Raw genomic sequence first — 25,811 nt, 5'->3', positions numbered from 1 at the left:
GGCATATGCTAGCATACCGACCCCGCAGCGTAGTGCCCAACGGCTGTTCTGCGGCGACGGCTGTCATGCCGGTCGGGCCAGCCTATGCTGCCCGATTCCCTGCCATTTTTCTCCGGGACACAGGTTTACGCAGATGAGCAAGACTTCTCTCGATAAGAGCAAGATCAAGTTCCTTCTTCTCGAAGGCGTCCACCAATCGGCTGTCGACGTCCTCAAGTCGGCGGGCTACACCAGCATCGAGTACATCACCAGTTCTCTGCCGGAAGCCCTGCTCAAGGAAAAGATTGCCGATGCTCACTTCATCGGCATTCGCTCCCGTACCCAATTGACCGAAGAGATCTTCGACCACGCCAAGAAACTGGTCGCGGTCGGCTGCTTCTGCATCGGCACCAACCAGGTCGACCTCAACGCAGCCCGTGAGCGCGGTATCGCGGTATTCAACGCGCCATACTCCAATACCCGTTCCGTTGCCGAGCTGGTGCTGGCCGAAGCGATCCTGCTGCTGCGCGGCATCCCTGAGAAAAACGCTTCCTGCCACCGTGGCGGCTGGATCAAGAGCGCGGCCAACTCCTTCGAAATCCGTGGCAAGAAGCTGGGCATCGTCGGCTATGGCTCGATCGGCACGCAACTGTCCGTCTTGGCTGAAGGCTTGGGCATGCAGGTGTTCTTCTACGACACCGTGACCAAGCTGCCGCTGGGCAACGCCACCCAGGTGAATAACCTGCACGAGTTGCTGGGCATGTCCGACATCGTCACCCTGCACGTGCCGGAAACCGCCGCCACCCAGTGGATGATCGGTGAGAAGGAAATCCGTGCCATCAAGAAAGGCGGGATCCTGATCAACGCCGCACGCGGCACCGTGGTCAAGCTCGACGCCCTCGCCGAAGCGATCAAGGACAAGCACCTGATCGGCGCTGCCATCGACGTATTCCCGGTGGAGCCGCGCTCCAACGACGACATCTTCGAAAGCCCGCTGCGTGGCCTGGACAACGTGATCCTGACTCCGCACATCGGCGGTTCCACCGCTGAAGCCCAAGCCAACATCGGTTTGGAAGTGGCGGAAAAACTGGTCAAGTACAGCGACAACGGTACCTCGGTATCGTCGGTGAACTTCCCGGAAGTGGCCCTGCCGGCTCACCCTGGCAAGCACCGCCTGTTGCACATCCACGAGAACATTCCGGGTGTGATGAGCGAGATCAACAAGGTCTTCGCCGAAAACGGCATCAATATTTCCGGTCAGTTCCTGCAGACCAACGAGAAAGTCGGCTACGTCGTGATCGATGTCGATGCCGAATACTCAGACCTGGCGCAAGAGAAGCTGCAGCACATCAACGGCACCATTCGTTGCCGCGTGCTGTTCTAGGAAGTTGACTGCAAGTCGAGGTTTGGCTTGCGAAAAAAAACGGGAGCCCCGAAAAGGGCTCCCGTTTTTTTTGCCGGGTATCGTTACTTCACGTTCACGGTGATCTTTTCGGAGACAATCGACGGGTCGAACGGCATGTGGCCGCTGTCGCCCAGGATCAATTGCAAGGTGTGCTTGCCTGGAGCCAGTTTGATAGTGGCTTCGGTCTGCGCCTTGCCGAAATGCATGTGGTGGGCGTCGGTCGGAATCGGTGCGCCTTCCTCTGGCAGGTCTTTGACATCGATCAGCAAATGGTGATGACCGGTGTTTTTCGTCACATCGCCCGCCGGGGCCAGGGCGATGTTCTTGACGCCGAACTTGACCTTGAATTCCTGGCTGACGGTGGCGCCGTCTTCCGGGGAAACGATGAACACTTCTGCACCTTTGGGCGCCGGCGTCGCGGCGCTTGCCAGCATCGAAGCGCCCAACAACAGACCGGCCAACGCGGCACGAGACATAAAGCTTTTCATTTTTTTCTCCAGTTTTTCCATGAAATCCGTTCGGTCATGACAACTTCATGACCAATCGTTGTCGAAGCCTGCAACAACCATAGCAAAGCGAGCCTGACACGAGCGTCGCTTGTATAAATACAAAGGAGTGACCATGCGTTTTCTGCCTGGCCTGATCTGCCTGCTACCCCTGTTGAGCCCTCTGGCCCATGCGGAACTGATCGACGACATCAACGACCGTGGCGAATTGCGGATCGCCCTCGAGGCCAACATGGCTCCTTTCAACTTCAAGGAGGACGGCAAGCTCACCGGTTTCGAAGTGGAACTGGGCGAAATGCTTGCCAGTGAGCTCGATGTACGGCCCGATTTTGTCGTTACCGATGCCGCGGATCTGCTGGCCGGTGTGGAAAGCGGCAAGTACGACGTCGCCATCAACCACATAGCAATGACCCCGGAACTGGCGGAACGTTTCGACACCAGCGCGACTTACGGCCAACCGGATGCACAGCTGCTGGCCAGCAAGGATGAGCCGCAACGTCCGCTGGTCCTGGTCCAGTCATTCCAGCCGGAGGAAAAGCAGGGCCCGCCGCCCAGCCTGGTGATTCCGTTCCAGAAGGGCAACCCGGCGTTCAAGGCCAGCCTGGACAATGCCCTGAGTCGCATCAAGGATGACGGGCGGCTGGAGCAATTGTCGCAGAAGTGGTTGGTCAAGCCGGACTGACAGGCGCTTAAAAAGTCGGATTCAGGCTCCCTCGCCACGGGGGCCAGCATCCACCCGGACCAGACCGGTCAGCCTTTAAACTTTACGCCACACACTCGCCAGCCAAGGCTGCTGCTCTCGCGGCAGCCCCGCCGGTCGGTAGTAATGCTCCAGCTCGACGAACCCCGCCTCGGTGAGCAACGCCCGCCAGGCGTCGAGATCGTGATACGCACCGAATCGCTGGCCGTTCCAGCCTTCCTGGTTTTTACCCCGGGGATTTGAGCTGAACAACACGCCGCCGGGCTTGAGCGTGGCGTGCAATTGCCTGAGCACTCGAGGCAGTTCCTGGACGGGAACATGGAACAGCACCGCGTTGGCGAAAATCCCGTCAAAGCGTTCGGCTGGCAGGTCGAGTTGCAAAAAGTCCTGGCGCCACACGTCACAGCCGCTGTCCTGGCGCGCCATCCGGGCAAATTCTTCTGAGCCGTCGAGGCCGACCGCAACATGACCCATCGCGGTGAACGTGCGCAGATCCCGTCCCGGACCGCAGCCGAAGTCCAGGATATGAAACGGCGCCTGGCCTTGGATGTGCCGCAGCAAGGCGTCGATGTTCTGGCTGACATCGTGGTCGCGTGTGCCTTCGCGAAACTCTTCTGCCACTTCGTTGTAGTGACCCAGGGTCGTGGCGGTGATGGTGCGCAGGTCGTCGGGTGTGTGTTTCATGGTCACGGCTTGGGTGGGGAGCGTTGGTCGACTATACCGCAAGCAGGCTTGCGGCTTAATCGCCACCGGCGAGCAGGCTCGCTCCCGTGATGCCGCGTTTCAGCGCTTGTTCAGGCTTCGCGCCAAGCGGTCGCCACCCAACTGGATCACCGCCACCAGCGCCACCAACAACACGATCACCGTGAGCATCACCTGGCTGTCGAAACGCTGGTAGCCGTAACGGTAGGCAATATCGCCCAGCCCACCGGCGCCGATTGCCCCGGCCATCGCGGATGAGTTGATCATGGTCACTAACGTGATGGTAAAACCGCCAACGATGCCCGGCAGCGCTTCGGGCAGCAGCACGTGCCAGACGATGTGCCAGCGCCGGCAGCCCATGGCCTGTGCGGCTTCGATCAGGCCATGGTCGACCTCCCGTAGACTGACTTCGGCGATCCTGGCGAAGAACGGCGTGGCGGCGATGGTCAGTGGTACCACCGCGGCCCACACGCCGTAGGTGGTGCCGACGATCAACCGGGTGAACGGAATCAGTGCCACCATCAGGATCAGGAAAGGTATCGAGCGAAACAGGTTTACGAACGCGCCCAGGGCTCTGTTCACGGCGGGTGCTTCATAGATTCCGCCCTTGCCACTGGTGACCAGGATCACTGCCAACGGAATGCCCGCCAGCAAAGCGATCAACGACGACACACCGACCATCAGGAACGTGTCGATAAAACCCTGCAATAACCGATCAAGCCACATAACCCAGCACCTCCACGTGTTGCGCCCAAGCGCCTGCCCGTTGGCGCAATTCTTCCGCGCTCCATGAGGAGCCGCTCACCGCCAGCAATAATTGCCCGAGCCCATGGCCCTGGATCCGTTCGATGCCGCCATGCAGCAGCCGCACCCGTCCGCCGAGGGCATTGAACAGCGCAGCGAGGTCCGGTTCATCACGGCTTGTCCCGGTGAATTGCAGGCGCAGCACCGTGGCGGCAGCCGCCGACGGCGGTCGTGGCTGCAAGCGGTTCTGCAATTCCTCAGGCAACGCGTGCTGCAGCGGCGCCAGCAGCGTCCGGCTGACGTCGTGCTGCGGGTTGCCAAAGACTTCCCAGACCGGCCCTTGCTCGACTATTCGCCCCTGTTCGAGCACCACCACCCGGTCGCAGACTTCCCGGATCACCGCCATTTCATGGGTGATCAGAACAATCGTCAGGCCCAGCCGCTGGTTGATCTGGCGCAGCAAACCGAGGATCGACTGAGTCGTCTCCGGATCCAGCGCCGAAGTGGCCTCGTCACACAGAAGAATCTCTGGATCGTGGACCAGCGCCCGGGCTATCCCGACCCGCTGCTTCTGCCCGCCCGAGAGCTGCGCCGGATAAGCCCCGTGCTTGCCCTGCAATCCCACCAGTTCGAGCAGCTCGCGGACTTTTTGTTGCCGTTGTCCCTTGGGCACGCCGGCCACTTTCAGCGGCAGCTCCACGTTCTGCCACACCGTCTTGGCCGACATCAGGTTGAAGTGCTGGAAGATCATGCCGATGCGTCGGCGCAGCGCCACCAGGCGATCCTCATCGAACTCGCCGATGTCCACCTGATCGATTAGCACGCGCCCGCTGGTGGGTTGTTCGAGCCGGTTGATGGTGCGGATCAACGATGATTTGCCAGCGCCGCTGCGGCCGATGATCCCGAACACCTCGCCGTGCTGGATCGCCAGGTCGATGCCCAGCAGCGCATTGACCGGCCCCTGGGCACCCGTGTAAGTCTTGCCCAGGCCGATGAAACGCACATGGGCGCGATTGAGCTGCGGGTGCAGTTCGGTGCGCTCGGCTGTCCGTGGCGTGGGTGCCTGCTGTTTGAGCAGTGTGTTGACGGCGTTCATGATCAGCTTTCCCAACCGGCTTGATAGAGCTTGCCGTGGGCCTTGTCCAAGGCTGCGCGCACGGCGGGGGAGTGCTGGTAGATGTCGACGAACTTGATCAGCCGAGGATCGCTTTTGCTCTTGGGCTGGATCACGAACTGGATCACATATTCCTTGTGGTCGAGACCGTCGAACAGCAGGGCGGACGTGGCGTCGAAGGTGTTCGCCAACCGAATGTAGGCCGGATAGCCCTGCACCAGATCGGCATCTTCATAGGCGCGCACCAGTTGCACGGCCTCGACTTGCAGGATCTTGAGCTTCTTCGGGTTGGCGATGATGTCGTCTTCGGTGGCCTTGTAGTCCACGCCCGGCTTGAGCTGTATCAGCCCGGCCTTGGCCAGCAGTTGCAAGCCGCGACCGCTGTTGATCGGGTCGTTGGCAATGGCAACGCTCGCCCCCTCGGGCAGCTCGTCGAAGCTTTTGTAACGTTTCGAATAGAGCCCTACGTTGTTGATGATTCCCGGCGCGAACGGCACCAGATCGAATCCGGCGGAGGCCTTGGCGTTTTCCAGGAAAGGGATGTGCTGGAAGTAATTCACGTCAATGTCGCCGGAAGCGAGGCTGACGTTGGGTGCGATCCAGTCGCTGAACTCCACCAGTTCTACCTTCAGGCCTTGTTTGCCCGCCTCTTCGACAGCGGCCTCCAGCGGAATGGCGAAGGCGGCGGTGGTGCCAATTTTCAACGGAGCATCAGCCGCAAAGAGAGCTGAACTGAACAGGCCGAGGGCCAGGGCCAGTGCTTTGACTGGCAGGGTCAGGAGGTGCTTGGTCATGTCGGTTGTTCCAGTCATTGATTAAGAGTGCCGGTAGGTGGAGCCGGTATGTTGTTCGGGCAATCGGGCGCCTCCCTGAAAGAGCTTTGCGCGCAACGTACCGTCGTCGTATTCGGTCTTGTACGAGCCGCGTCGCTGCAGCTCGGGAATCACCAAGTCGATGAAGTCCACATAGCTCTCGGGCGTGACGATGCGGGTCAGGTTGAAGCCGTCGAGGCCGGTCTCGGCAATCCACGATTCCAGCTCGTCGGCCACCTGCGCGGGCGAACCGACCACGGTGATGTAGCGGCCGCCCAAGGCGTGTTGCTCCAGGAGCTTGCGTCGGGTCCAGTCGTTGTTCTGCAGCGTCTTGGTGGCGGACTCGATGGCATTGCTCTTGACGTACTGGATCGGTTCGTCCAACGCGTACTCGGAAAAATCGATGCCCGTCGACGCGCTAAAGTGCGCGACGCCGGCCTCGGCGCTGGCATAGCTCATGTACTCGGCATGCTTGGCCCAGGCGGCGGTTTCGGTTTGCCCGGCAATCACGTTCAGGCCCATGAACACCTTGATGTCCTCGGGATGTCGCCCAGCCGCGACGGCACTGGCGCGGACCTTGTCGACTTGGGCCTTGGTCGCGGCTTTGTTCTGGCCGCTGATGAACACACACTCGGCATGGCCCCCGGCGAACCGCAAGCCGCGCTCGGAACTGCCGGCCTGGAACAGCACCGGTGTGCGTTGCGGAGACGGTTCGCAGAGGTGATAGCCCTCGACCTGGTAGAACTCACCCCGGTGGCTGACCTTGTGCACTTTCTCCGGCTGGGCGTAGATCCGTTGCCGGCGATCATTGATCACCGCGTCGTCTTCCCAGCTGCCTTCCCACAATTTGTAAAGCACCTGCAGGTATTCGTCGGCCTGGTCGTAGCGACGGTCGTGCTCGACCTGGGTGGTAAGCCCCATGGCCTTGGCGGCGCTGTCCAGGTAACCGGTGACGATGTTCCAGCCAACCCGGCCGTGCGTCAGGTGATCCAGCGTGCTCATGCGTCGGGCGAACAGATAGGGCGGTTCATACGTGAGGTTCGCGGTGAGGCCGAAGCCCAGGTTCTTTGTAACCGCCGCCATCGCCGAGACCAGCAGCAACGGGTCGTTGACCGGCAACTGGATCGACTCTTTGAGTGTGACATCCACCGATTGCTGGTAGACGTCGTAGACCCCGACGATGTCGGCGATGAACAGCCCGTCGAACAATCCGCGCTCGAGCAACTGCGCGAGCCCGGTCCAGTATTCAATCGTATTGAATTGGGTAGACGTGTCCTGGGGATGGGTCCACAGGCCGTGATTAATGTGCCCGATGCAGTTCATATTGAACGCGTTGAGCAGGATCTTCTTTTTGCCGTGGGCCATCAGATGGTCCCTCGCAGCGGCGGGTTTTCATCGTTGAGGTAGAAATTGCCGACCGCGTGGTATTTCCAGCGCACCGGGTCGTGCAGGGTGTGCACCCGAGCGTTGCGCCAGTGGCGATCCAGGCCGTGTTCGGCGAGGGTCGCCTGGCTGCCTGCCAGCTCGAACAGCGTGCTGCCGGCGGACAGCGAGATTTCAGTACTGATGGCCCGGGCTTCGGCGACGGCGATCGAGGCTGCCGCGACCGTTTCGGCGTTCGTATCGGCCTGGGCCAGGTCGAGAAATTCACCGGCGCGTTCCAGCAGGGCTTCGGCGGCATGCAGGCGAATGCTCAGTTGGCCGAAGCTCTTGAGGGTGTGCGGGTCCTGGGTGGCGACGTCGCTGGTGGCGTCGATCCACGGGCGGGTTTTGTTGCGGACAAAATGCAGGGCGTCTTCATAGGCGGCGCGGGCAATGCCGGTGTCGATGGCCGCATGGAGGATCTGCGCCAGCGGGCCAACCGGAGTAGGGCGTTCGAAGGCGCTCTGGAACGGCACGACGTCTTCGGCGGCGACCTGTACATCTTCAAACACCACCGAGCCGCTGCCCGTGGTGCGCTGGCCGAAACCGCTCCAGTCGTCGATCACGGTCAGGCCCTTGCTGTTGCGCGGGACGAATGCCAACTGCTGCACGCCGTGCTCATCCACCACCGAGGTAGGAATGCGCTGGGCATAGATCGCCCCGGTGGCGTAGAACTTGCGACCATTGATCCGGTAGCCCTCACCGTCGCGACGCAATTGCGTGGTGCGGTCGTGGGCGGTCTTGGTGCCGAGCTCCGCCAACGCATTGCCAAAACGTTGGCCGGCCAGGACGTCGGCGTACAGGCGTTGTTTTTGCGCTTCGCTGCCGTTTACCCGCAACACTTCCAGCGCGTAGAAATGGTTTTGCGGGATCTGCCCAAGCGAGCCGTCAGCCTGGGCGATCAGGGCAATGACCTTGGCCAGCGTGACGTTGGATACGCCCGCACCGCCGTGGGCCTTGGGCACGCTGATGCCCCACAGGCCGGAGCGGGAGAAAGCCTCCAATTCCGGGTATGGCAGGCGACGTTCGCGGTCGCGCAGGGCGCTGTCGCGCTTGAAGTCATCGGCCAGGTCGCTGGCCACGATCAGGGCTTGTTCATCGCTGGTGATTACCGCGACGTGTTGGGAAAGCGTCATGTGCTGCTCCAGAGGTCGGGTCGTCAGATCCAGGAATGTCGGGCCGGCAAGGTGCCGTTCAGGCGATAGTCGCCGACTGCGTGATACTTCCAGCGCACCGGGTCGTGCAGGGTGTGGACCCGCGCGTTGCGCCAGTGGCGATCGAGATTGAATTCAGCGAGGGTGGCGCGGCTGCCGGCCAGCTCGAAGAGTTTTTCGCTGGCTTGCAGGGCGACCTCAGTCGCCAGCACCTTGGCTTCGGCCACGGCTATCGACGCGTGGGCTGCGGACTGAGCGGTAATCGGCATGGCGTTGACTTGGTCCAGTACTCGCCCGGCCTTGCGCAGCAACGCTTGGGCGGCGTGCAGTTCGATCTTCAACCGGCCGACGTCGGCGATGACATAAAGATCATCGCTGGCGCGCTCGACCTTGGCGTCGATCCACGGCCGGGCGCGTTCGCGAACGAAGGCGATCGCATCGTCAATGGCGCCGCGGGCGATACCTACGTCGATAGCGGCCTGGATCAGTTGGGAGAACGCGCCTTGTACATTCGGTGTGTCGTTGATGCGCCAGTTATCCAGTACCAGTTCGGCATCGACCCGCACATTGTTCAGCAGCACGGTGCCGCTGGCCGTGGTCCGCTGGCCGAAGCCCGACCAGTCATCGACTATCCGCAGACCCGGCGTGCCGCGCCGAACGAACGCCAATACCTGGCGACCCTCGTCGTCCAATGCCTTGACCGCCACCCAATGAGCGAACAGCGCGCCGGTGGAATAGAACTTCTGCCCATTGATGACAAAACCGTCACCGTCGCTGGTGATCCGCGCCTTGAGTTCCAGGGTGTTGCGAGTGCCACGCTCCGGCCCTGCGTTGCCGATGCGCCAGCCTTGGAGCACGCTCTGGAGGAGAACTTTTTTCTGCCGTTCGGTGCCTGTGGCGAGAATTAGCTGAAGCACGCCGAACTGGTTCTGGGGAATTTGACCGAGGGCCGGGTCAGCCGCGGAAATGATCGCGAACACCTCGGCGACGGTGACGGCCGAAACTTGCGGGCCGCCATATTCGCGAGGAACGGCAATGCTGCCGAGCCCGCTGCGGGTGAACTGTTCGATTTCTGACCAGGGAAGTTTACGCTGCTGGTCGCGACGCGCGGCCTGCTGCCGGGCGAGCTGCGCCAGTTCATGGGCAGCCTTGATTGCTTCGGCGTCGGTGCGCAGGACCTGTGCCGGCAATAACAGGGGAGCGATGTCTTGGTCGCTCTGGACCTTTGCTTGCGCCAGATCGGACATCACAGCCACTCCGTGGCTGCATTCAGTGCCTTGGCGCCCCGCACCGGGGTGATTGTGTTCCGTACCATACCCACCTCACATCTCAAGAAAACACCGCGATGAATGCGGTGGACGAAAATCAAGAATGTCCGGTGGTCCGGTGCATATACCCTAAACGCGTATAAAGGGTTTTTGAACTAACTTTTAAGAATATCCATAGGTGGGTTTTAAATCGAAGGCATACGCTCCTTGGGCGAAGCGGTTTTTGTGGCGAGGAAGCAGACGCCCTTGCCACAAAAAACGAGCGTCACCATTATTTTCGGTGACGCGGTTCGGCGACCATGAGCGGTTCTTTCGCAGGATGCTTCGGATAAGGGTTGGCGCAACCGATTTTTAAAGTCCGTGGTGGTGCCCAGTGGGAGTTGTTGCCAACCCGGTCGATGATGCAATAGGTCACCTCCAGACGCAGGTCTTCACCCGCTTCCATGATGACTTCCGGCGGCACCCAGACGTGAACGGGCTGCCCCACTTCGCCAGGCTTTATGGGTGGCAGATCCATGCGTACGTCGCCCCAACGCACGGTAATCGCATCGCCGGCCGCCATGTTCAGGTAGGGCTCTATGGTCAACGGCACACCGCGTTTGATCTGATTGGGGTTCACGCCTTGGCGGCGGATGGTGTCCGGGATACGCGCCGGCGCCAGGCCCTGATTCTCGTCGCCGAGCAAGGATGAAGGCCGTCCGCCGGGGCAATCGAGCTTGACCTGCACCTGTTGCGTTGCCGACAGCGACGGCCCTCGTCCAATTTGCATGATCCGATAGTGGATGCGCGAGGTGCCGTTGACGATGAAGCTCTCGGGGACGCGCAAACTGACGCTGCCGTCTATATCCGCCTCTGACAGCAGGCGCGAGCCAACGTAGCAGTTGTCCCAGAACAGTTCGATCAGGTCGCCTGGGTCCATACCCGGGTAAGGGGCAATGACGACTTCCAGGTGCTCGGCGCTGGTGATGTTGATGCCGGTACGTTGGCCGCTGGCCAGGTTGGGCGCGGCCAACTCAGGGAAATTCGACATACTTGTCATGGTGTTCTCCTTGATGTCTAAAACGAACTATGTTCCGAAAGTTCAAAGACGACTGATAGTCGCGACACTTTGTGATGTGTTACTGCCGAAAATAAAACCCGTGATGCGTGTTCAAGCTAGATATAGGTTCGGCAGTTTCACTGTCAATAGCGGCGATTGCTTAATAGTTAATTAAGCAAGTCTTCAGAAATGTCCTACGCGTCGGAGTTATTAATGCGCGGCGTCGAGCGCACTTTTCCTCGGAATGTCGCGTTCGTTGGACGCTAGGAAAGGCGCCTTTGGGCTGGCGTGGGTGGAGAGGTCAATGGAAGTAAAGCGCGCCAACAACCTGCCTGTTCGTTATTGGGGTTGCCGTGGAGAAGTTGCGATTGGACGTTGTTTTCGATGCGCGGATGTTTGGCTTTTTAAAGTTGGACTTGTTTCACTTCCGTCCCTGGAAGTGTCGACAAGCCAATAAATTACTGCGCGCCGTGTCCGGACGAGAGGAACTTGCTGAGAAACTGTCGAGTGCGTTCTTCTTTCGGAGCTGCGAACAACGCCTTGGCTTCACCTTGCTCAACAATTACGCCTTTGTCGAAGAACACCACGCGATTGGCTACATCCCGGGCGAAGCCCATTTCGTGAGTCACGATGACCATGGTGCGTTTTTCTTCGGCCAGGCCCCGGATGGTTGCCAGCACTTCACCCACCAGTTCCGGGTCGAGGGCCGAGGTTGGCTCGTCGAAGAGGATCACCGCAGGTTCCATCGCCAGCGCCCGGGCGATCGCCACGCGCTGTTGCTGACCGCCGGACAGGCGCCTCGGGTAAGCGTCTTCCTTGCCGGCCAGGCCGACCTTGGCCAGTAGCTTGCGACCCAAGGCTTCAGCGTCGGCACGCGGGGTCTTTTTCACCACCAGCGGACCTTCGGTGACGTTTTCCAGTGCGGTGCGATGGGGAAACAGATTGAAGTTCTGGAACACGAAGCCCACCTGCTGGCGCAAACGACGCACCAAGCCTTGCTGCTGGTTCAGCGGGCGACTGCCATCGATTTCGATGTCGCCCACCATGATCCGTCCGCTGGTGGGTTCTTCGAGGAAATTCAGGCAGCGCAGGAATGTCGTCTTGCCCGATCCGCTGGGGCCGATGATCGCTACCACTTCGCCTTCTTCAATCCTCAGGTCGATGCCGTTGAGCACCACCTGACCCTTGAATTGCTTTGTCAGTTTTTCCACGACAATCATGGGTCAGGACTCCTGGTCATGCCGATTGACCCGGGCTTCCAATACGTTCTGCAAGTGCGAAAGCACGGTGGCAAGAACCCAGTAGATCAGCGCGGCGGCAAGGTACATGGTGAAAATTTCGAAGGTGCGCGCAGTGATCAGTTGCGCCTGGCGGAACAGCTCCGGCACCTGGATGGTTGCCGCCAGCGCGGTGTCCTTGACCAGGGAAATGAAGCTGTTGCCCAATGGTGGCAGCGCCGTGCGTGCGGCTTGCGGCAGGATGGCCCGGCGCAGTGTCTGGGCACGGGTCATCCCGATACTGGCCGCCGCTTCCCACTGACCGCGCTCGATGGAACTGATGGCGGCCCGCAGGATTTCACACGCATAGGCGGCCATGTTCAGCGAGAAACCGATCAGGGCCGCCGGCAGCGGATCCAGCTCGATGCCCAGTTGCGGCAGTCCGTAATAAATCACGAACAACTGCACCAGCAGCGGCGTGCCGCGAAAGAACGACACGTAGATACGCGCGATCCAGTTCACCAGCTTGAAACGCGACAGACGCATCAGCGCCAGGCCGAACCCCAGCAACAAGCCGAAGAACATTCCGCCCAGGCTGAGGATGACCGTGTAGTACGCGCCCTTGAGCAGAAAGGGCGCGGAATCCAGTGCGAGTTGAAGAGCTGCTTCCATTATTGGGTGACGTCAGCGCTGAAGTATTTTTCCGAAAGCTTCTTCAGCGTACCGTCGGCGCGCAGTTTTTCGATGGCTTTGTTCACGGCTGCCAACAGCTCAGGCTCGCCTTTGCGCAGGGCAATACCCGACTCCTGGCGCGAAAAGGCTTCGCTGGTGACGGTGGTGTCCTTGGCCTTCTTGGCATATTCCAGAGCGGCCAGACGGTCGATCAGGATGGTATCGATGCGGCCGACGCGCAGGTCCTGGAACTTGGTGGGGTCATCATCATAGGTTTTGACTTGCGCGCCCGGTACTTCGGCTTTCACCCACTGTTCGTAGTTGGTGCCCAGGCCCACGCCGACTTTTTTACCGTCCAGGTCGGCGGCTTTCTTGATGTTCAGCTCATCGGCTTTTTTGGTCAGTACCAGCGCTTGAATCCCGGAGACGGTGTACGGCTCGGAGAAATCATATTTTTTCTTACGTTCTTCGGAGATGGTCACTTGGTTGACCACCGCATCCAGTCGCTTGGATTCCAAGGCCGCGAGGATACCGGCCCAAGGCGTGGTCTGCAGCCTCACCTTGACGCCCAGCTCCTTGGCCAAGGCTTCAGAAAACTCCACTTCGAAGCCGGTCAGCTTGCCGCCATCATCAACGAAACTGAACGGTGGATAAGTGCCTTCCAAGCCGATCTTGATCTCGCCGGCATCCTTGATTTTTTGCAGTTGCTCACCGGCAACCGCCTGCCCCAGCAGGCCGGTGCTCAATGCCAGGCCCAACGAACCTACCAGCAGGTTGCGACGTAATGCGGAAAAATTCATGACAAGCCCCTGTGTTTTCTTATGAAGACGTTTATCGGCAAGAGAAGGCGTAGCCGCGGTACGAAAGTGTTGCCACATCCTGCCTTAAAAGCAGGTGATGCGTCTCGTGGCAAATACGCCAGCGGCGCGACTATAAGTTGCGTTCCATAGATTGGAAAATAATATTAAATCATCCATATATTCCAAAGCGGAATGTAACCGCTGTCAGGAGTTTCACGCCCCTAGCGCCGCGTCGTAGGCAAACAACGCTGGCGCGCCGCCGGTGTGCAGGAAGATGATCGGGCCGTCGTCAAAGCGGTCGCGACCAAGGCCATCGAGCAGGCCGGCCATGGCCTTGCCGGTGTAGACCGGATCGAGCAGCAGGCCTTCCTGGCTGGCCAGCAGCTTGACCGCCGCCAACGTGCCGGCGTTGGGTTCGCCGTAGCGGGGACCAAAATACTCGTCCCATAGATTCACTTTGAACGCCTTCGCAAGGGGGACTCCGAGCAACGCTGCCGTGCGCTCGGCCAGGCCCTGGACCTTCGGAAACTGGTCCTCCTCGCTACGGGACACCGTTACACCAATGACCGCAAGCGTGGGCAGGGTTTCGCTCAAAGCCAGCGCCAGGCCACTGTGGGTACCGGCGCTGCCCGAGGCCAGCACCACGGCGGCGAATTCGATGCCGGTGTCCTTGATCTGTTCGGCCAACTCCAGGCCAGCGCGCACATACCCCAACGCACCCAACGCGTTCGAGCCGCCAATCGGCACCAGGTAAGGCTTTTTCCCGCTGCTGCGCAGGCGGCCGGCGAGCGCATGCAGCTGTTCGTCGGCATTGTCCAGGTTGTCTACCAACTCAACTTTAGCGTCGAACAGCTCAAGCAACAGCCGATTGCCGTTGCCCAGGTAATTGCTGTCCTCGGTGCCGATGGGGTTTTCCAGCAGCGCCACGCAACCCAGGCCGAGCTTCGCGGCCAGGGCTGCGGTCTGGCGGACGTGGTTGGACTGGATCGCGCCGGCGGTGATGAGTGTGTCGGCACCTTGGGCCAAGGCGTCGGCGGCCAGGTATTCGAGCTTGCGCAGTTTGTTGCCACCGAGCGCCAGGGGCGTCAGGTCGTCGCGCTTGACGTAGATGTCCCGGCCGAGCCAACGGGAGAGGCGGTCAAGTTTTTCCAGCGGTGTCGGATGGCCGAGCAGGTCAAGACGACTGAAGCGAGACAACTGTTCTTTGATCATGGGTCCGTACTGGTTGTAGGCGATAGCGGACTATAGGCACGCCGATATTCAGGGGCAACTGGCGTGTGGGCGGAGCACTGAACGAATGCGCTCCCGGCAGCGTCATACCCACCCATGGACTAGTGTAGGAAGCGTGCCGTTGAGCCCTGCGATTAGTCCTTAGCAGCCTATTCATGTTTAACTTGAACGTTCATTCAAGTTAAACCCTTGGTTTGCTGCCCGCTCACAACAGGAGGCTTGCCTTTGCCGAGTCCGTTTGCACACGTCATGATTTCGTTTTGCGAGGTGCTTCGTCGATGAGTACTTCGTCCCTTCCACCCAGCGGCCTGGTCCGCATGAATCCGCCGGTATTCTACTTCGCGGCGACCTTCATCCTGCTGTTCGGCCTGGTCGTCATTGCCGCGCCGGAGCAGGCCGGCGCCTGGCTGCTGGCGGCGCAGAACTGGGCGGCCAACACGGTCGGCTGGTACTACATGCTGGCGATGACGCTGTATCTGGTCTTCGTGGTGGTCACCGCCTTGTCCGGCTACGGCAAGATCAAGCTCGGTGCCGACCACGACGAGCCCGAATTCAGTTACCTGTCCTGGGCCGGCATGTTGTTCGCCGCCGGGATCAGCATCACGTTGTTTTTCTTCTGCGTCTCCGAGCCGCTGACCCACTTGGTCCAGCCGCCCCAGGGCGAGGCCGGAACCGCCGACGCGGCGCGCCAGGCCATGCAGATCCTGTTTTTGCACTGGGGCCTGCACGGTTGGGGGGTGTTTGCGTTTGTCGGCATGGCGCTGGCGTACTTCGCCTACAGGCACAATTTGCCATTGGCCTTGCGTTCGGCGTTGTATCCGCTGATTGGCAAACGCATCAACGGCCCTATCGGTTATGCGGTGGACGGCTTCGGCATCATCGCGACGGTGTTTGGCCTTGGCGCGGACATGGGGTTTGGTGTGTTGCACCTCAATTCCGGATTGGATTACCTGTTCGGCATCGCCCACACCCAATGGATCCAGGTCGGCCTGATCGTGCTGATGATGGGGGCAGCGATTATCGTCGCGGTGGCCGGTGTCGACAAAGGCGTGCGGGTCATGTCCGACATCAACATGCTGCTGGCCTGCGCGCTGTTGCTGTTCGTGCTGTTTGCCGGGCCGACCCAGCATTTGCTCAACACCTTGATCCAGAACATCGGCGATTACCTCGGCGCCCTGCCGATGAAGAGTTTCGACCTTTACGCCTACAACGAGCCCAGCGACTGGCTGGGCGGCTGGACGGTGTTCTACTGGGCCTGGTGGATCGCCTGGTCGCCGTTCGTGGGACTGTTTATCGCGCGTATTTCCCGTGGCCGCACCATCCGCGAATTCGTGTTTGGCGTGCTGTTGATCCCTTTGGGCTTCACCCTGGCGTGGATGTCGATCTTTGGCAACAGCGCCATGGACCAGGTGCTCAACCACGGCATGAGCGCACTGGGCATGTCGGCCCTGGAAAATCCGTCGATGAGTCTTTATCTGCTGCTGGAAACCTATCCGTGGAGCAAGACCGTCATCGCGGTCACGGTATTCATCAGCTTCGTGTTTTTCGTCACGTCCGCCGACTCCGGCACCGTGGTGCTGTCGACGCTGTCCGCCAAGGGCGGCAACCCCGATGAAGACGGGCCGAAATGGCTGCGGGTGTTCTGGGGCGCAATGACCGCCCTGGTGACCAGTGCGTTGTTGTTCTCCGGCAGTATCGATGCGCTCAAATCAGCCGTGGTACTGACGTCCTTGCCGTTCTCGTTGATTCTCTTGCTGATGATGTGGGGCCTGCACAAGGCGTTCTACCTCGAATCCCAGAAGCAGATCGCGCAATTGCATTCCCTGGCACCGGTGTCGGCTTCACGGCGCGGCACGGGTGGCTGGCGCCAGCGCCTGAGCCAGGCGGTGCACTTTCCTTCTCGCGACGAGGTATACCGCTTCCTCGACACCACGGTGCGCCCGGCCATCGAAGAAGTGAAAGCGGTATTCGCCGAAAAAGGCCTGACCGTGGTGACGCAGCCAGACCCGGCCAACGACAGCGTCAGCCTGGAGATCGGTCACGGCGAGCAGCATCCGTTCATCTATCAGGTGCAGATGCGCGGCTACTTCACGCCGTCCTTCGCCCGCGGCGGCATGGGCTCCAAGCAAATCAACAATCGCCGCTATTACCGTGCCGAAGTGCACCTGAGCGAAGGCAGCCAGGATTACGACCTGGTGGGCTATTCCAAGGAACAGGTCATCAACGACATCCTCGACCAGTACGAGCGGCACATGCAGTTCCTGCATCTGGTGCGCTGATCGGAAGGGGCCTCAAACCAGCCCACCGTTTGCCCGCAGGATCTGCCCGTTCACCCAACCGGCGGCCGGGCTGGCCAGGAAGGACACGATGCTGGCGATGTCTTCCGGTTGGCCGAGGCGCTCCAAGGGCGGCATCTTGGCGTAGTGCTGGACCTGCTCTTCGCTCTTGCCCTGCATGAACAGCTCGGTGGCGACGGGGCCGGGGGCCACGGCATTGACGGTTATCTGCCGACCGCGCAGCTCCTTGGCGAACACTTGGGTCAGGGATTCCACGGCGGCCTTGCTGGCGATGTACACCGAGTAGCCGGGCAGGTTGAGGCCTACGGTGCTGCTGGAAAAATTCACGATGCGGCCGCCATCATTCAACCGGGTCGCGGCTTCGCGAAGGGTGTTGAAGGTGCCGCGCGTGTTGATGGCGAACGTGCGGTCGAACAGCTCATCGCTGTGCTGCGCCAGGGGCATGACCTGGAGGACGCCGGCGTTGTTGATCAGCACATCGATTTTGCCCAGCTGTGTCTCGACTTCATCGAACATCCGGCTTACATCCGCCGCGACAGACACATCGGCTTTCACCGCTATGGCCAGGTGCCCGGCCTGGCGCAACTGCACCACGAGCTTCGAGGCCTCGGCGGCGCTGTTGGCGAAGTTGATGGCAACGGCAAAACCGTCGCTGGCCAGTTGCTTGGCGATCTGCGCGCCGATGCCGCGGGAGGCGCCGGTCACGATGGCGACTTTCGAGTTCTGGACAGTCATGGCAAGAGTTCCTCTTTAGGGGGAGTGCAGTGATTCGTTGGAGCCAGATTCACATGTTTACTCTCGGCGATAAATGCCTGAGAGTTGCCTTGACTGTTCAATATCCACCAACAATCAAGGCGCGCCAGTCAGATGGATCAAGTCAGGGCAATGAGGGTGTTCGTCCGAATATACGAGCGCAGCAGCTTCACCTTGGCCGCTGAAGACTTGAACATGCCCCGGGCCACGCTGACCCATACGCTCAATCAGTTCGAGGCCTGGCTGGGCGTCCGATTGCTTGAACGCAGCACGCGCAAAGTGCGCCCGACCCTCGATGGCGAGGCCTACTACCCGCGCTGCGTGCAGTTGCTGGCGGAACTCGAAGAGGCCGAGTTGGCGTTTCGCGGCGTGGCGCCCAAAGGCAAGCTGAGGGTGGACCTGCACGGAACCCAGGCCCGGTATTTCGTGATTCCGGCGTTGCCACAATTCATGGCCCGCTACCCGGACGTCGAATTGTTCATCAGCGAGGCGGATCGCTTCGTCGACCTGATTGCCGAAGGCGTCGATTGCGTGCTGCGGTCCGGTACGCTGGGGGATTCGTCGTTGATTGGCCGGCGTGTCGCCACTCTCCGGCAGATCACTTGTGCCAGCCCCGGCTATTTGCGCGAGTACGGCGAACCGAAAAGTCTCGATGACTTGCGCCACCATCGGGCGGTGAACTACGTCTCTCGCACCACCGCCAAACTGTATCCGTTCGAATTCATGGTCGATGGCGACATCAAGGAAGTGCCGATCGGGGGCACGTTGTCGGTGTCCGGCGCTGAAATCTACGCCGCCTCGGCCATCGCCGGCCTGGGCCTGATCCAGTGCCCGCACTACCGGATGGAGGAGCAGATCAAGCAGGGCCTGATCCAGGAAGTCCTCACCGCCACCCCTCCGCCGCCCATGCCGGTGTCGGTGCTTTATCCCCACAACCGGCACATGTCGCCGCGGGTACGGGTGTTCGTGGATTGGGTGGCCGAGGTGTTTGCGCAGGCGCGTTAGTTAATGTCCCTCCTACCACTGCGGCGAACTTTTGGCCTGGGTGATGCGTCTGTGAAATGTTAGCTTCTGCCACCCGTCGCCCGAACAGAGAGCCCATTCGATGACTTACACCGCTGCGCAAAACCGCTACGAGTCCATTCCTTACCGCCGCGTGGGTCGCAGTGGGTTGGTGCTGCCGGCGCTGTCACTCGGGTTGTGGCACAACTTCGGTGACAGCACGCCGATCGAGACCCAGCGAGCACTGTTGCGTACAGCGTTCGACCTGGGCATCAATCACTTCGACTTGGCCAACAACTATGGCCCGCCCTACGGCAGCGCCGAGATCAATTTCGGCCGGTTGCTGCGTGAGGATTTCAAGCAGTACCGCGACGAGTTGATCATCTCCAGCAAGGCCGGTTGGGATATGTGGCCAGGTCCTTATGGCCAGGGCGGCGGGTCGCGCAAGTACGTGCTTGCCAGCCTTGACCAGAGCTTGCAACGCCTGGGGTTGGATTACGTCGACATCTTCTATTCCCATCGTTTCGACCCCGACACGCCACTGGAAGAAACCGCCAGCGCCTTGGCCACCGCCGTGCAGCAAGGTAAGGCGTTGTACATCGGCATTTCTTCCTATTCCGGCGTGAAGACCCGGGAAATGGCCGCGCTGCTCCAGGAATGGAACGTCCCGCTGTTGATCCATCAACCGGCCTACAACCTGCTCAACCGCTGGGTGGAAAAAGACTTGCTGGATGCCACCCAAGAGCTGGGCACCGGCGTGATCGCCTTCACGCCGCTGGCCCAGGGCCTGCTGACCGACAAGTATCTCAAAGGCATTCCGGCCGATGCTCGGGTCAACCGTCCGGGTGGCGGCTCGTTGCAGGCTTCGCACTTGTCCGACGAAAACATTGCCCACGTCCGCGCCCTGAATGAAATCGCCCAGCGTCGCGGCCAAAGCCTGGCGCAGATGGCCTTGGCCTGGACCTTGCGCGACCCGCGCGTCACCAGCGCACTGATCGGCGCCAGCCGGCCGGAGCAGATTATCGAGAACGTCGGCGCCTTGAAGAATCTGAGCTTCAGCGCCGAGGAGCTGGCCGAGATCGATCGGTTTGCCCAGGAAGGCGGGATCAATCTGTGGGAGAAGCCTTCGTCGGCGGAGTAACCTTTTCGCAAGGCTAGCAGGAGAGTCACGGATATACATGCCTATTGATGTGGCGCTTTATCCGTGACTTTCTCCGACGATTAAAACTGTTATTTTCTGCTAGGAAAACCGAGTACTTCTGCCGTTTCGCTGAAAAACGTATCCCTTGCAGAACGTTTCCTGAGCTGGATGTCGATCACCTGGGATTGATCAGGTAATGTGAAATAGCCTTTATCCAAGCTACACAAGCCCTCAAGAATTGGCAGAGGCAGCCCCAATAGCTGCCTGACTTGTGATCGGGAAAGGACTTTGTTTTCCACAAGCATCCTTACGCCTTTGGCAATTAGCTGAGGTCTCTCAAAATCGAAGTCGCCATCCATGGGTTCACCCTTGACCCAGCCTCTTGCTGACCTTGCTTTCCACAGTCGATTTGTCGTGGTGTCGTTGATAATCTCAAGATCAAGACATCTACGGACCATCGCAGCGACAGAGACCTTCCAGCGGGGTTTTAGCGCTAGTAACGTATCCAGCGTAGGCCAGCGAATCTCTCTAAGGAAGCTTTCGGCAGGCATCAAAAATGCGCTGGCGAATCGGTGAGCCTGTAATTCAAGAAGCCTAAAATTTTTCTCGTATTGCTCCTTGGAAATGTATCGATGCAGAACGATGTGTCCAAGCTCGTGGGCCGCGTCAAATCGATTTCGTATACCGTTGGCTTTGTCTGCTACCAAGAGTACATACGGTCGCTGATCGAGCTCATACCAGTTCGACACTCCATCCATTTTTAGATGGTTGAGCGTGGTTCGAGCACAGACGATACCGGCGTTTTCGAGCGTTTGAACAACATTGGGTATGGGCGCTATCCCCAATCCCCAAGCTTGACGACATTCGCTTGCCATTCGCTCGACTTCTTGGTCTGAAATCAGCAGGCAATTGCTTTCCTCCAAATGCGGAACATTAACAGCGACGAATTCGAGGCTCTCCTGAAGCTTATAGGATATGTCCTGAAGCCACTCCAAGCGTACTTCCGCTATTTCCCTTGCATTAGCGGTGGCACTCAGCTGTGAACGGAAGAAAAAAGGCGTGCGCTCACTCGTTACGATTTGCTCCTCGATCAGCCAGTTTTCACTGACGCCGAAAACCTCGCATAGACGTTGAAATGCATCGGCCTCAGGGACCTGGAGTCCATTCTCCCACTTAGAAATGTTTCCAGAGGCGCGTCCTACCATTTCGGCTAAAGCGGTCTGGGTGATGCCAAACGTGAGCCGAAGCTGCTTGAGACGCTCGGACTGAAAGCCCGCGACTCCAGTTCTCATGGTTCACCTCTTGGAAATGTGCTCATCGTCAATTTGGTCTTCAAGTGCTTCAGCGCGGCGCATCTTATCTCGCAATTTCACCAATTCAATCGGTTTCTGGTCAACAGCTGGTTCGTCAGAATAGCCCTGAAGGAGTTCTTCGAACGTGCAATCCATATGGAAGCCTTGGCCGTTGAAATAAGGCACAGCCATCATAATGGCCCTAGGCTCTGACTGTTCGGCTGATTGCGGCGGTGGCGCATGGACTATTATCAGGGCGTGAATCAACTGTTCGGTGACGGTTTGTTTCAATCCATCAATCCAGTCCATCTGTTGGGAGGCCAATGACTCGTTTAAGAGCTTCAGTTCATTGCGGTGTTTCGCAGCGCGGATCTCTTTTTGCCAAGGCAGGACGACAGAGGTGATACGCAGCTCTCCCAGCTCCAAAAGAACGTAATTATGTCCTTTAGGATCAGTTGCTTTGATGATCGGATTCCATCGTTTCATTCCCGCTAAGGCTTCCTGGACCAGTGAATGGCGCAGGTGACCTCTCAGGTCTTCATGAGGAGTGTGGAGCAAGAGATCTCGTACCTCCTTGGAGGCTTTCTGAAAGGTTTGAGGTATCAGAACCCCAAGCTCATCAAAAAATTCCTTGTCGACCTGCGCACGAATGAAGGCTTGGATTTCTTGTTCCGTGACCATGTTTTCACCACTCACTGTTCGGTAAGCGGATTTTTAACCTATTTTTCTTCGTTATGGAAGCGATGACTGTTTTTTTGTACAGGTATGATCGGATAGCTCTTTGCTAAAAAAAGGTCCTACAGACGGTTATCGGAAAAACGGCACATCCCCCAACACCGTCGCCCGATGCATCACCCGTCGGGCGGGGCGGTAGTCGTCTACGGCGAAATGCTGGGTGACGCGGTTGTCCCAGAACGCCACGTCATTGGCTTGCCAGCGCCAGCGCAGGGTAAATTCCGGGCGTATCGAGTGAGCGAATAGCAGTTTCAGGATCGCCTCGCTTTCGGTTTCCGACAGTTCGTTGATGCGCGTGGTAAAGCCTTCGTTGACGAACAGCGAGCGACGGCCACTCATCGGGTGCGTGCGAATCACCGGGTGGGACAGCGGTGGGTTCTTGCGGCGTGCTTGTTCCCAGCGCGCCAGATCTTCGGCGCTATTGCCGAAGCGCTCGAGGGGAAACGAGCGGGTGAAGTCGTGCGTCGCCGTCAGCCCTTCCAGCAAGGTTTTGAGCGGCGCCGACAAGGCTTCGTATGCCGCGATGCCGCTGGCCCACAACGTATCGCCACCGAACGCCGGCAGCAGCTTGGCGCTGAGCACCGCGCCCATGGCTGGGGTCGGCAAAAACGTGACGTCGGTGTGCCACACGGCGTTGTCACGAACATCGGTGACGGCCGTGTCGAGAACCAGCACTTCGGGCTGATCCGGCACGTTGGGGTAGATCGGATGAATATGCAGGTCGCCGAAGTACGCGGCGAAACGAGTCTGTTGTTGTGGTTCGATTGGCTGGTCGCGGAAAAACAGCACCTGATGGTCGAGCAACGCCTGTTCAACGGTATCGCGCTGCTCCTGACTTAGCGGCTGGCTGATATCGATGCCGCTGATCTGCGCGCCGAGGGCGATGCTCAAAGGAGTAATGGTCGGACGGCTCATCGTCGTTCTCTCGAAGTGGCGCCGAATGGTCGGCGTGGTCATTGCGTCTCAATGGGCTTGGCCGTGCCACGGCACCAGCTTGCGTTGCAGGGCGCGCAGGCCCATTTCCATGGCGAAGGCGATCAGCGCGATCACCAGGATCCCCAGCACCACGACATCGGTGACCAGGAACTGCGCAGCCGACTGCACCATGAAACCCAGGCCGCTGGTGGCCGCGATCAGTTCGGCGGCGACCAGCGTCGACCAACCCACGCCCAGGCCGATGCGAACACCGGTGAGGATGTCGGGCAGGGCGCTGGGCACGATCACATGGCGGATCAACTGCGCGCGCGTGGCGCCCAGCGATTGCGCGGCTCGCAGTTTGGCCGGGTCGACGGTGCGCACCCCAGTGGCGGTGGCGATGGCGATCGGGGCGAAGATCGCCAGGTAAATCAGCAGGACTTTCGACAGCTCACCGATGCCGCACCAGATCACGATCAGTGGCAGGTAAGCCAGCGGCGGAATCGGCCGGTAGAACTCGATCAACGGATCGAGCACGCCGCGGGCGATTCGGTTCGCGCCGATAGCGATGCCCACCGGCACGGCGGTTAGCACCGCGAACAACAGACCCAGGCCAATCCGCCCCAGGCTTGCGCCCAAATGTTGCCAAAGCGTGGAGTCCATGTAGCCGCTGGTAACCAGCAGCCAACCTTTTTGCAGCACGGCGGAGGGCGGCGGCAGGAACAGTGGTTCGATCAGGCCGCTGGCGGTAACCGCCCACCAAAGTGCCAATAACGCGATCAGGGTCAGGCCGCTGATCCAGCGCGTACTCAGCTGCCGTTGGAGGCGTAGAGGAGGGCGCGCGGGCTCGGCGTCACGGGCCACGGCTGGAATTTCGTAACTGCTCATGCGCGCTTCTGTTGCCGAGTGGCGCTGCGTTGGGAAAACACCTTGGCAAGCACATGCTCGCGAGTCTCGATGAAGCGTGGGTCGGACTTGATCGACCGCGCTGACTCCCCGTCCCCGTAGCGGCAGCCGAAATCCAGACCCAGGCGCTCGACGATCTGCCCAGGATCGGGAGCCAGCAGGATCAGGTCGGTGGCAAGGAACACGGCTTCTTCGATGTCATGGGTAATCAGGAACACTGGCTTGGCGGTGCGTTGCCAGACTTGCAGCAGCAGTTCCTGCATCTGTTCGCGAGTGAACGCGTCTAGGGCGCCGAAAGGCTCGTCCATCAACAACACGCGCGGATCGGCAGCCAACGCGCGGGCCAGGCCGACGCGTTGCTTCTGGCCGCCGGACAGCTGCCAGACGCGACGTTTTTCGAAACCGGCCAGGTCCACCAAGGCGAGCATTTCCCGGGCGCGGGCCTCGCGCTTATCCCTCGCGACGCCTGCCAGTTCCAGGCCGAACCCGACGTTCGCCAGCACGTCCTGCCAAGGCAACAGCGCATCGTCCTGGAACACCACGCCGCGCTCGGCGCTCGGGCCCGACACTGGCACCCCGTCCAGGGTGATCTGCCCGGCGCTGGGCTCGACGAACCCGGCAATCAGGTTCAGCAGCGACGTCTTGCCACTGCCGGAGGGACCAAGGGCAACCAGCAATTGCTCCGGGCCCAGGGTCAGTGAAATATCTGCCAGCACCGGTTTCGTTGCACCGGGGTACTGTGCGCTGATGCGCTCCAGCTGTAGCAAGGCCATCTTGGCGTCTCCCTTTTTCGTCTTGATCAGCGCGTGATGTATTGGGCGCTGACGTATGGCGCGTAGTCCGGCAGCACGGCCTCGACCTTGCCTTGCTCCTTGAGGAACGCGGCGGTGTTGGTGATGGCCTGGGTGGTCGGTGCGCCGAGGCTCACCAGCTGATCGGCGGCCAGCGGGAAGACGTTGCCTTGCAACAGCAATGGGATATCGCTGGCCTTGGCCCCGGAGAGTTTCACCAGCTTGTCGATGTTCGATGCATCGGCCAGCCAGGCTTGCGGGTCTTTGCGGTACTGGGCGTAGGCGTCCAGGGTGACCTTGGCGAAGGCCGTGACAATTTCGGGATGCTTCTGGGCGAAATCCTTGCGCACGATCCAGGCATCGAACGTCGGTGCGCCAAACTGGGCCAGCTCAGCTGAAGTGATCAGCACCTTGCCGTTTTCCTTGGCGACGCCCAAAGCGGGGTCCCAGACGTACGTGGCATCGATGTCGCCGCGCTTCCAGGCGGCGATGATGGCCGGTGGCGCGAGGTTGAGCACGGTGACTTTCGACGGGTCGATGTTCCAGTGTTTCAGCGCGGCGAGCAGGCTGTAATGGCCGGTGGAAACAAACGGCACGGCGATTTTCTTGCCGATCAGGTCTTGTGGAGTCTTGATGCCGGAGCCGTCACGCACTACCAAGGCTTCTGCGGCGCCGATCTGCGTGGCGATGAGGAAGGTCTCCACCGGAACCTTGCGGGTGATGGCAGCGGTCAGCGGGCTGGAACCGAGGTAGCCGATCTGCACATCGCCCGAAGCGATGGCGGCAATGATATCGGCGCCGTTGTCGAACTTGCGCCAGTCGATGTTGGCCTGGGTGGCTTTCTCATACGAGCCATCGGCCTGGGCGACTTTTGCCGGGTCGACGGTGGTCTGGTAGGCGACGGTCAAATCCGTCGCCTGGGCAAAAAGGCTCGCCGCGGCCAGGGAAGCGGCCGCGAGAAGGCGAAGGGGGAAACTCAAAGACATGGAAAAGCTCCTCAACAGGCCGCCGGATGTTCGGCGTTGGAGGAGACTAAATGATCTAAGAATTGGTAAATAAATAACGTTTTCGAATTAGCTTATTTGCGAACACATCTATCCAAGATGGCTAATAACCCCGTGGCGAGGGAGCTTGCTCCCGCTCGGCTGCGTAGCGGCCGCAAGATGGGCCTGCTGCGCAGACCAGCGGGAGCAAGCTCCCTCGCCACAGAAGCGT

25 protein-coding genes are annotated in these 25,811 nt (G+C 60.0%); 5 read left to right on the top strand and 20 right to left on the bottom strand.

Features of this window, described 5'->3' with window-relative positions:
- Positions 1-133: 133 nt before the first annotated feature.
- The gene (gene serA / locus J3P82_RS24735; RefSeq protein WP_434559342.1) at positions 134-1,363 is read left to right on the top strand and encodes a phosphoglycerate dehydrogenase; all 1,230 of its coding nucleotides are present in this window, start codon (positions 134-136) and stop codon (positions 1,361-1,363) included.
- 83 nt (positions 1,364-1,446) lie between these two features.
- On the opposite strand, the gene J3P82_RS24730 is transcribed toward serA, so the two are convergent.
- Positions 1,447-1,872 carry a DUF4399 domain-containing protein gene (locus J3P82_RS24730; RefSeq protein WP_434559340.1) on the bottom strand — a complete coding sequence of 142 codons (426 nt, stop codon included), beginning with the start codon at positions 1,870-1,872 and terminating at the stop codon, positions 1,447-1,449.
- Between the two features lie 133 nt (positions 1,873-2,005).
- Here J3P82_RS24730 and J3P82_RS24725 point away from each other — a divergent pair, with 133 nt between their 5' ends.
- The gene (locus J3P82_RS24725; RefSeq protein WP_434559338.1) at positions 2,006-2,572 is read left to right on the top strand and encodes a transporter substrate-binding domain-containing protein; all 567 of its coding nucleotides are present in this window, start codon (positions 2,006-2,008) and stop codon (positions 2,570-2,572) included.
- 75 nt (positions 2,573-2,647) lie between these two features.
- On the opposite strand, the gene J3P82_RS24720 is transcribed toward J3P82_RS24725, so the two are convergent.
- The 12 genes from J3P82_RS24720 to J3P82_RS24665 all read right to left on the bottom strand — a co-directional run bounded on the left by J3P82_RS24720 (position 2,648) and on the right by J3P82_RS24665 (position 14,746).
- Positions 2,648-3,274, bottom strand: a complete 627-nt coding sequence (locus J3P82_RS24720; protein ID WP_434559336.1) for a class I SAM-dependent methyltransferase — start codon at positions 3,272-3,274, stop codon at positions 2,648-2,650.
- 99 nt (positions 3,275-3,373) lie between these two features.
- Positions 3,374-4,018, bottom strand: coding sequence for a methionine ABC transporter permease (locus J3P82_RS24715; RefSeq protein ID WP_434559334.1), 645 nt, complete (start codon positions 4,016-4,018; stop codon positions 3,374-3,376).
- Positions 4,008-5,132 (bottom strand): methionine ABC transporter ATP-binding protein, encoded by a 1,125-nt coding sequence (locus J3P82_RS24710; protein WP_434559332.1) that lies wholly within the window; start codon positions 5,130-5,132, stop codon positions 4,008-4,010. Before J3P82_RS24710 ends, J3P82_RS24715 begins: the two co-directional genes overlap by 11 nt.
- 2 nt (positions 5,133-5,134) lie before the next feature.
- Positions 5,135-5,944, bottom strand: a complete 810-nt coding sequence (locus J3P82_RS24705) for a MetQ/NlpA family ABC transporter substrate-binding protein (protein ID WP_434559330.1) — start codon at positions 5,942-5,944, stop codon at positions 5,135-5,137.
- A gap of 21 nt (positions 5,945-5,965) precedes the next feature.
- On the bottom strand, positions 5,966-7,327 hold the full coding sequence (locus tag J3P82_RS24700) for an LLM class flavin-dependent oxidoreductase (protein WP_434559328.1): 1,362 nt from the start codon (positions 7,325-7,327) through the stop codon (positions 5,966-5,968).
- Positions 7,327-8,520, bottom strand: a complete 1,194-nt coding sequence (locus tag J3P82_RS24695) for an SfnB family sulfur acquisition oxidoreductase (protein WP_434559326.1) — start codon at positions 8,518-8,520, stop codon at positions 7,327-7,329. Before J3P82_RS24695 ends, J3P82_RS24700 begins: the two co-directional genes overlap by 1 nt.
- Before the next feature lie 23 nt (positions 8,521-8,543).
- The gene (locus J3P82_RS24690; RefSeq protein ID WP_434559324.1) at positions 8,544-9,785 is read right to left on the bottom strand and encodes an SfnB family sulfur acquisition oxidoreductase; all 1,242 of its coding nucleotides are present in this window, start codon (positions 9,783-9,785) and stop codon (positions 8,544-8,546) included.
- Between the two features lie 292 nt (positions 9,786-10,077).
- On the bottom strand, positions 10,078-10,845 hold the full coding sequence (locus J3P82_RS24685; protein WP_434559322.1) for a hypothetical protein: 768 nt from the start codon (positions 10,843-10,845) through the stop codon (positions 10,078-10,080).
- Between the two features lie 458 nt (positions 10,846-11,303).
- Positions 11,304-12,065: an L-cystine ABC transporter ATP-binding protein TcyN gene (tcyN, locus tag J3P82_RS24680; RefSeq protein WP_434559320.1), complete on the bottom strand. Its 762-nt coding sequence runs from the start codon at positions 12,063-12,065 to the stop codon at positions 11,304-11,306.
- Between the two features lie 3 nt (positions 12,066-12,068).
- Positions 12,069-12,734: a cystine ABC transporter permease gene (tcyL, locus tag J3P82_RS24675; RefSeq protein WP_163006689.1), complete on the bottom strand. Its 666-nt coding sequence runs from the start codon at positions 12,732-12,734 to the stop codon at positions 12,069-12,071.
- Complete coding sequence (tcyJ, locus tag J3P82_RS24670; RefSeq protein ID WP_434559318.1) at positions 12,734-13,534, bottom strand: cystine ABC transporter substrate-binding protein; 801 nt, start codon at positions 13,532-13,534, stop codon at positions 12,734-12,736. Before tcyJ ends, tcyL begins: the two co-directional genes overlap by 1 nt.
- Before the next feature lie 213 nt (positions 13,535-13,747).
- A complete protein-coding gene (locus J3P82_RS24665; RefSeq protein ID WP_434559316.1) occupies positions 13,748-14,746 on the bottom strand; it encodes a D-cysteine desulfhydrase in 999 nt (332 codons plus the stop codon).
- A 335-nt stretch (positions 14,747-15,081) separates the two neighbouring features.
- Here J3P82_RS24665 and betT point away from each other — a divergent pair, with 335 nt between their 5' ends.
- Positions 15,082-17,043, top strand: a complete 1,962-nt coding sequence (gene betT / locus J3P82_RS24660; protein WP_434563951.1) for a choline transporter BetT — start codon at positions 15,082-15,084, stop codon at positions 17,041-17,043.
- A 12-nt stretch (positions 17,044-17,055) separates the two neighbouring features.
- On the opposite strand, the gene J3P82_RS24655 is transcribed toward betT, so the two are convergent.
- A complete protein-coding gene (locus J3P82_RS24655) occupies positions 17,056-17,796 on the bottom strand; it encodes an SDR family oxidoreductase (RefSeq protein ID WP_434559314.1) in 741 nt (246 codons plus the stop codon).
- Between the two features lie 132 nt (positions 17,797-17,928).
- Here J3P82_RS24655 and J3P82_RS24650 point away from each other — a divergent pair, with 132 nt between their 5' ends.
- Together J3P82_RS24650 and mgrA are read left to right on the top strand one after the other, a co-directional pair.
- Positions 17,929-18,819 (top strand): LysR family transcriptional regulator, encoded by an 891-nt coding sequence (locus J3P82_RS24650; RefSeq protein WP_434559312.1) that lies wholly within the window; start codon positions 17,929-17,931, stop codon positions 18,817-18,819.
- Between the two features lie 100 nt (positions 18,820-18,919).
- Positions 18,920-19,957, top strand: a complete 1,038-nt coding sequence (gene mgrA, locus J3P82_RS24645; RefSeq protein ID WP_434559310.1) for an L-glyceraldehyde 3-phosphate reductase — start codon at positions 18,920-18,922, stop codon at positions 19,955-19,957.
- Positions 19,958-20,046: 89 nt separating this feature from the next.
- Here the strand turns inward: mgrA and J3P82_RS24640 are convergent, their stop codons facing one another.
- The 6 genes from J3P82_RS24640 to tauA form a co-directional block, all read right to left on the bottom strand.
- Entirely contained in the window at positions 20,047-21,249 is a 1,203-nt protein-coding gene (locus tag J3P82_RS24640; protein WP_434559308.1) for an XRE family transcriptional regulator, read from the bottom strand.
- A 3-nt stretch (positions 21,250-21,252) separates the two neighbouring features.
- Positions 21,253-21,930 (bottom strand): hypothetical protein, encoded by a 678-nt coding sequence (locus tag J3P82_RS24635; protein ID WP_434559306.1) that lies wholly within the window; start codon positions 21,928-21,930, stop codon positions 21,253-21,255.
- Between the two features lie 126 nt (positions 21,931-22,056).
- Positions 22,057-22,899, bottom strand: coding sequence for a taurine dioxygenase (gene tauD / locus J3P82_RS24630; RefSeq protein ID WP_434559304.1), 843 nt, complete (start codon positions 22,897-22,899; stop codon positions 22,057-22,059).
- Between the two features lie 48 nt (positions 22,900-22,947).
- A complete protein-coding gene (gene tauC, locus J3P82_RS24625; protein WP_434559302.1) occupies positions 22,948-23,787 on the bottom strand; it encodes a taurine ABC transporter permease TauC in 840 nt (279 codons plus the stop codon).
- Positions 23,784-24,578 (bottom strand): taurine ABC transporter ATP-binding subunit, encoded by a 795-nt coding sequence (gene tauB / locus J3P82_RS24620; RefSeq protein ID WP_434559300.1) that lies wholly within the window; start codon positions 24,576-24,578, stop codon positions 23,784-23,786. Before tauB ends, tauC begins: the two co-directional genes overlap by 4 nt.
- 26 nt (positions 24,579-24,604) lie before the next feature.
- Positions 24,605-25,582: a taurine ABC transporter substrate-binding protein gene (gene tauA / locus J3P82_RS24615; protein WP_434559298.1), complete on the bottom strand. Its 978-nt coding sequence runs from the start codon at positions 25,580-25,582 to the stop codon at positions 24,605-24,607.
- Positions 25,583-25,811 lie beyond the last annotated feature (229 nt).

The organism is Pseudomonas sp. Z4-20, from assembly GCF_051131955.1.
Classification (GTDB): domain Bacteria; phylum Pseudomonadota; class Gammaproteobacteria; order Pseudomonadales; family Pseudomonadaceae; genus Aquipseudomonas; species Aquipseudomonas marvdashtae.
Note: the sequence above shows the minus strand (reverse complement) of the source record. Positions and strands in the feature narration are given on the sequence as shown.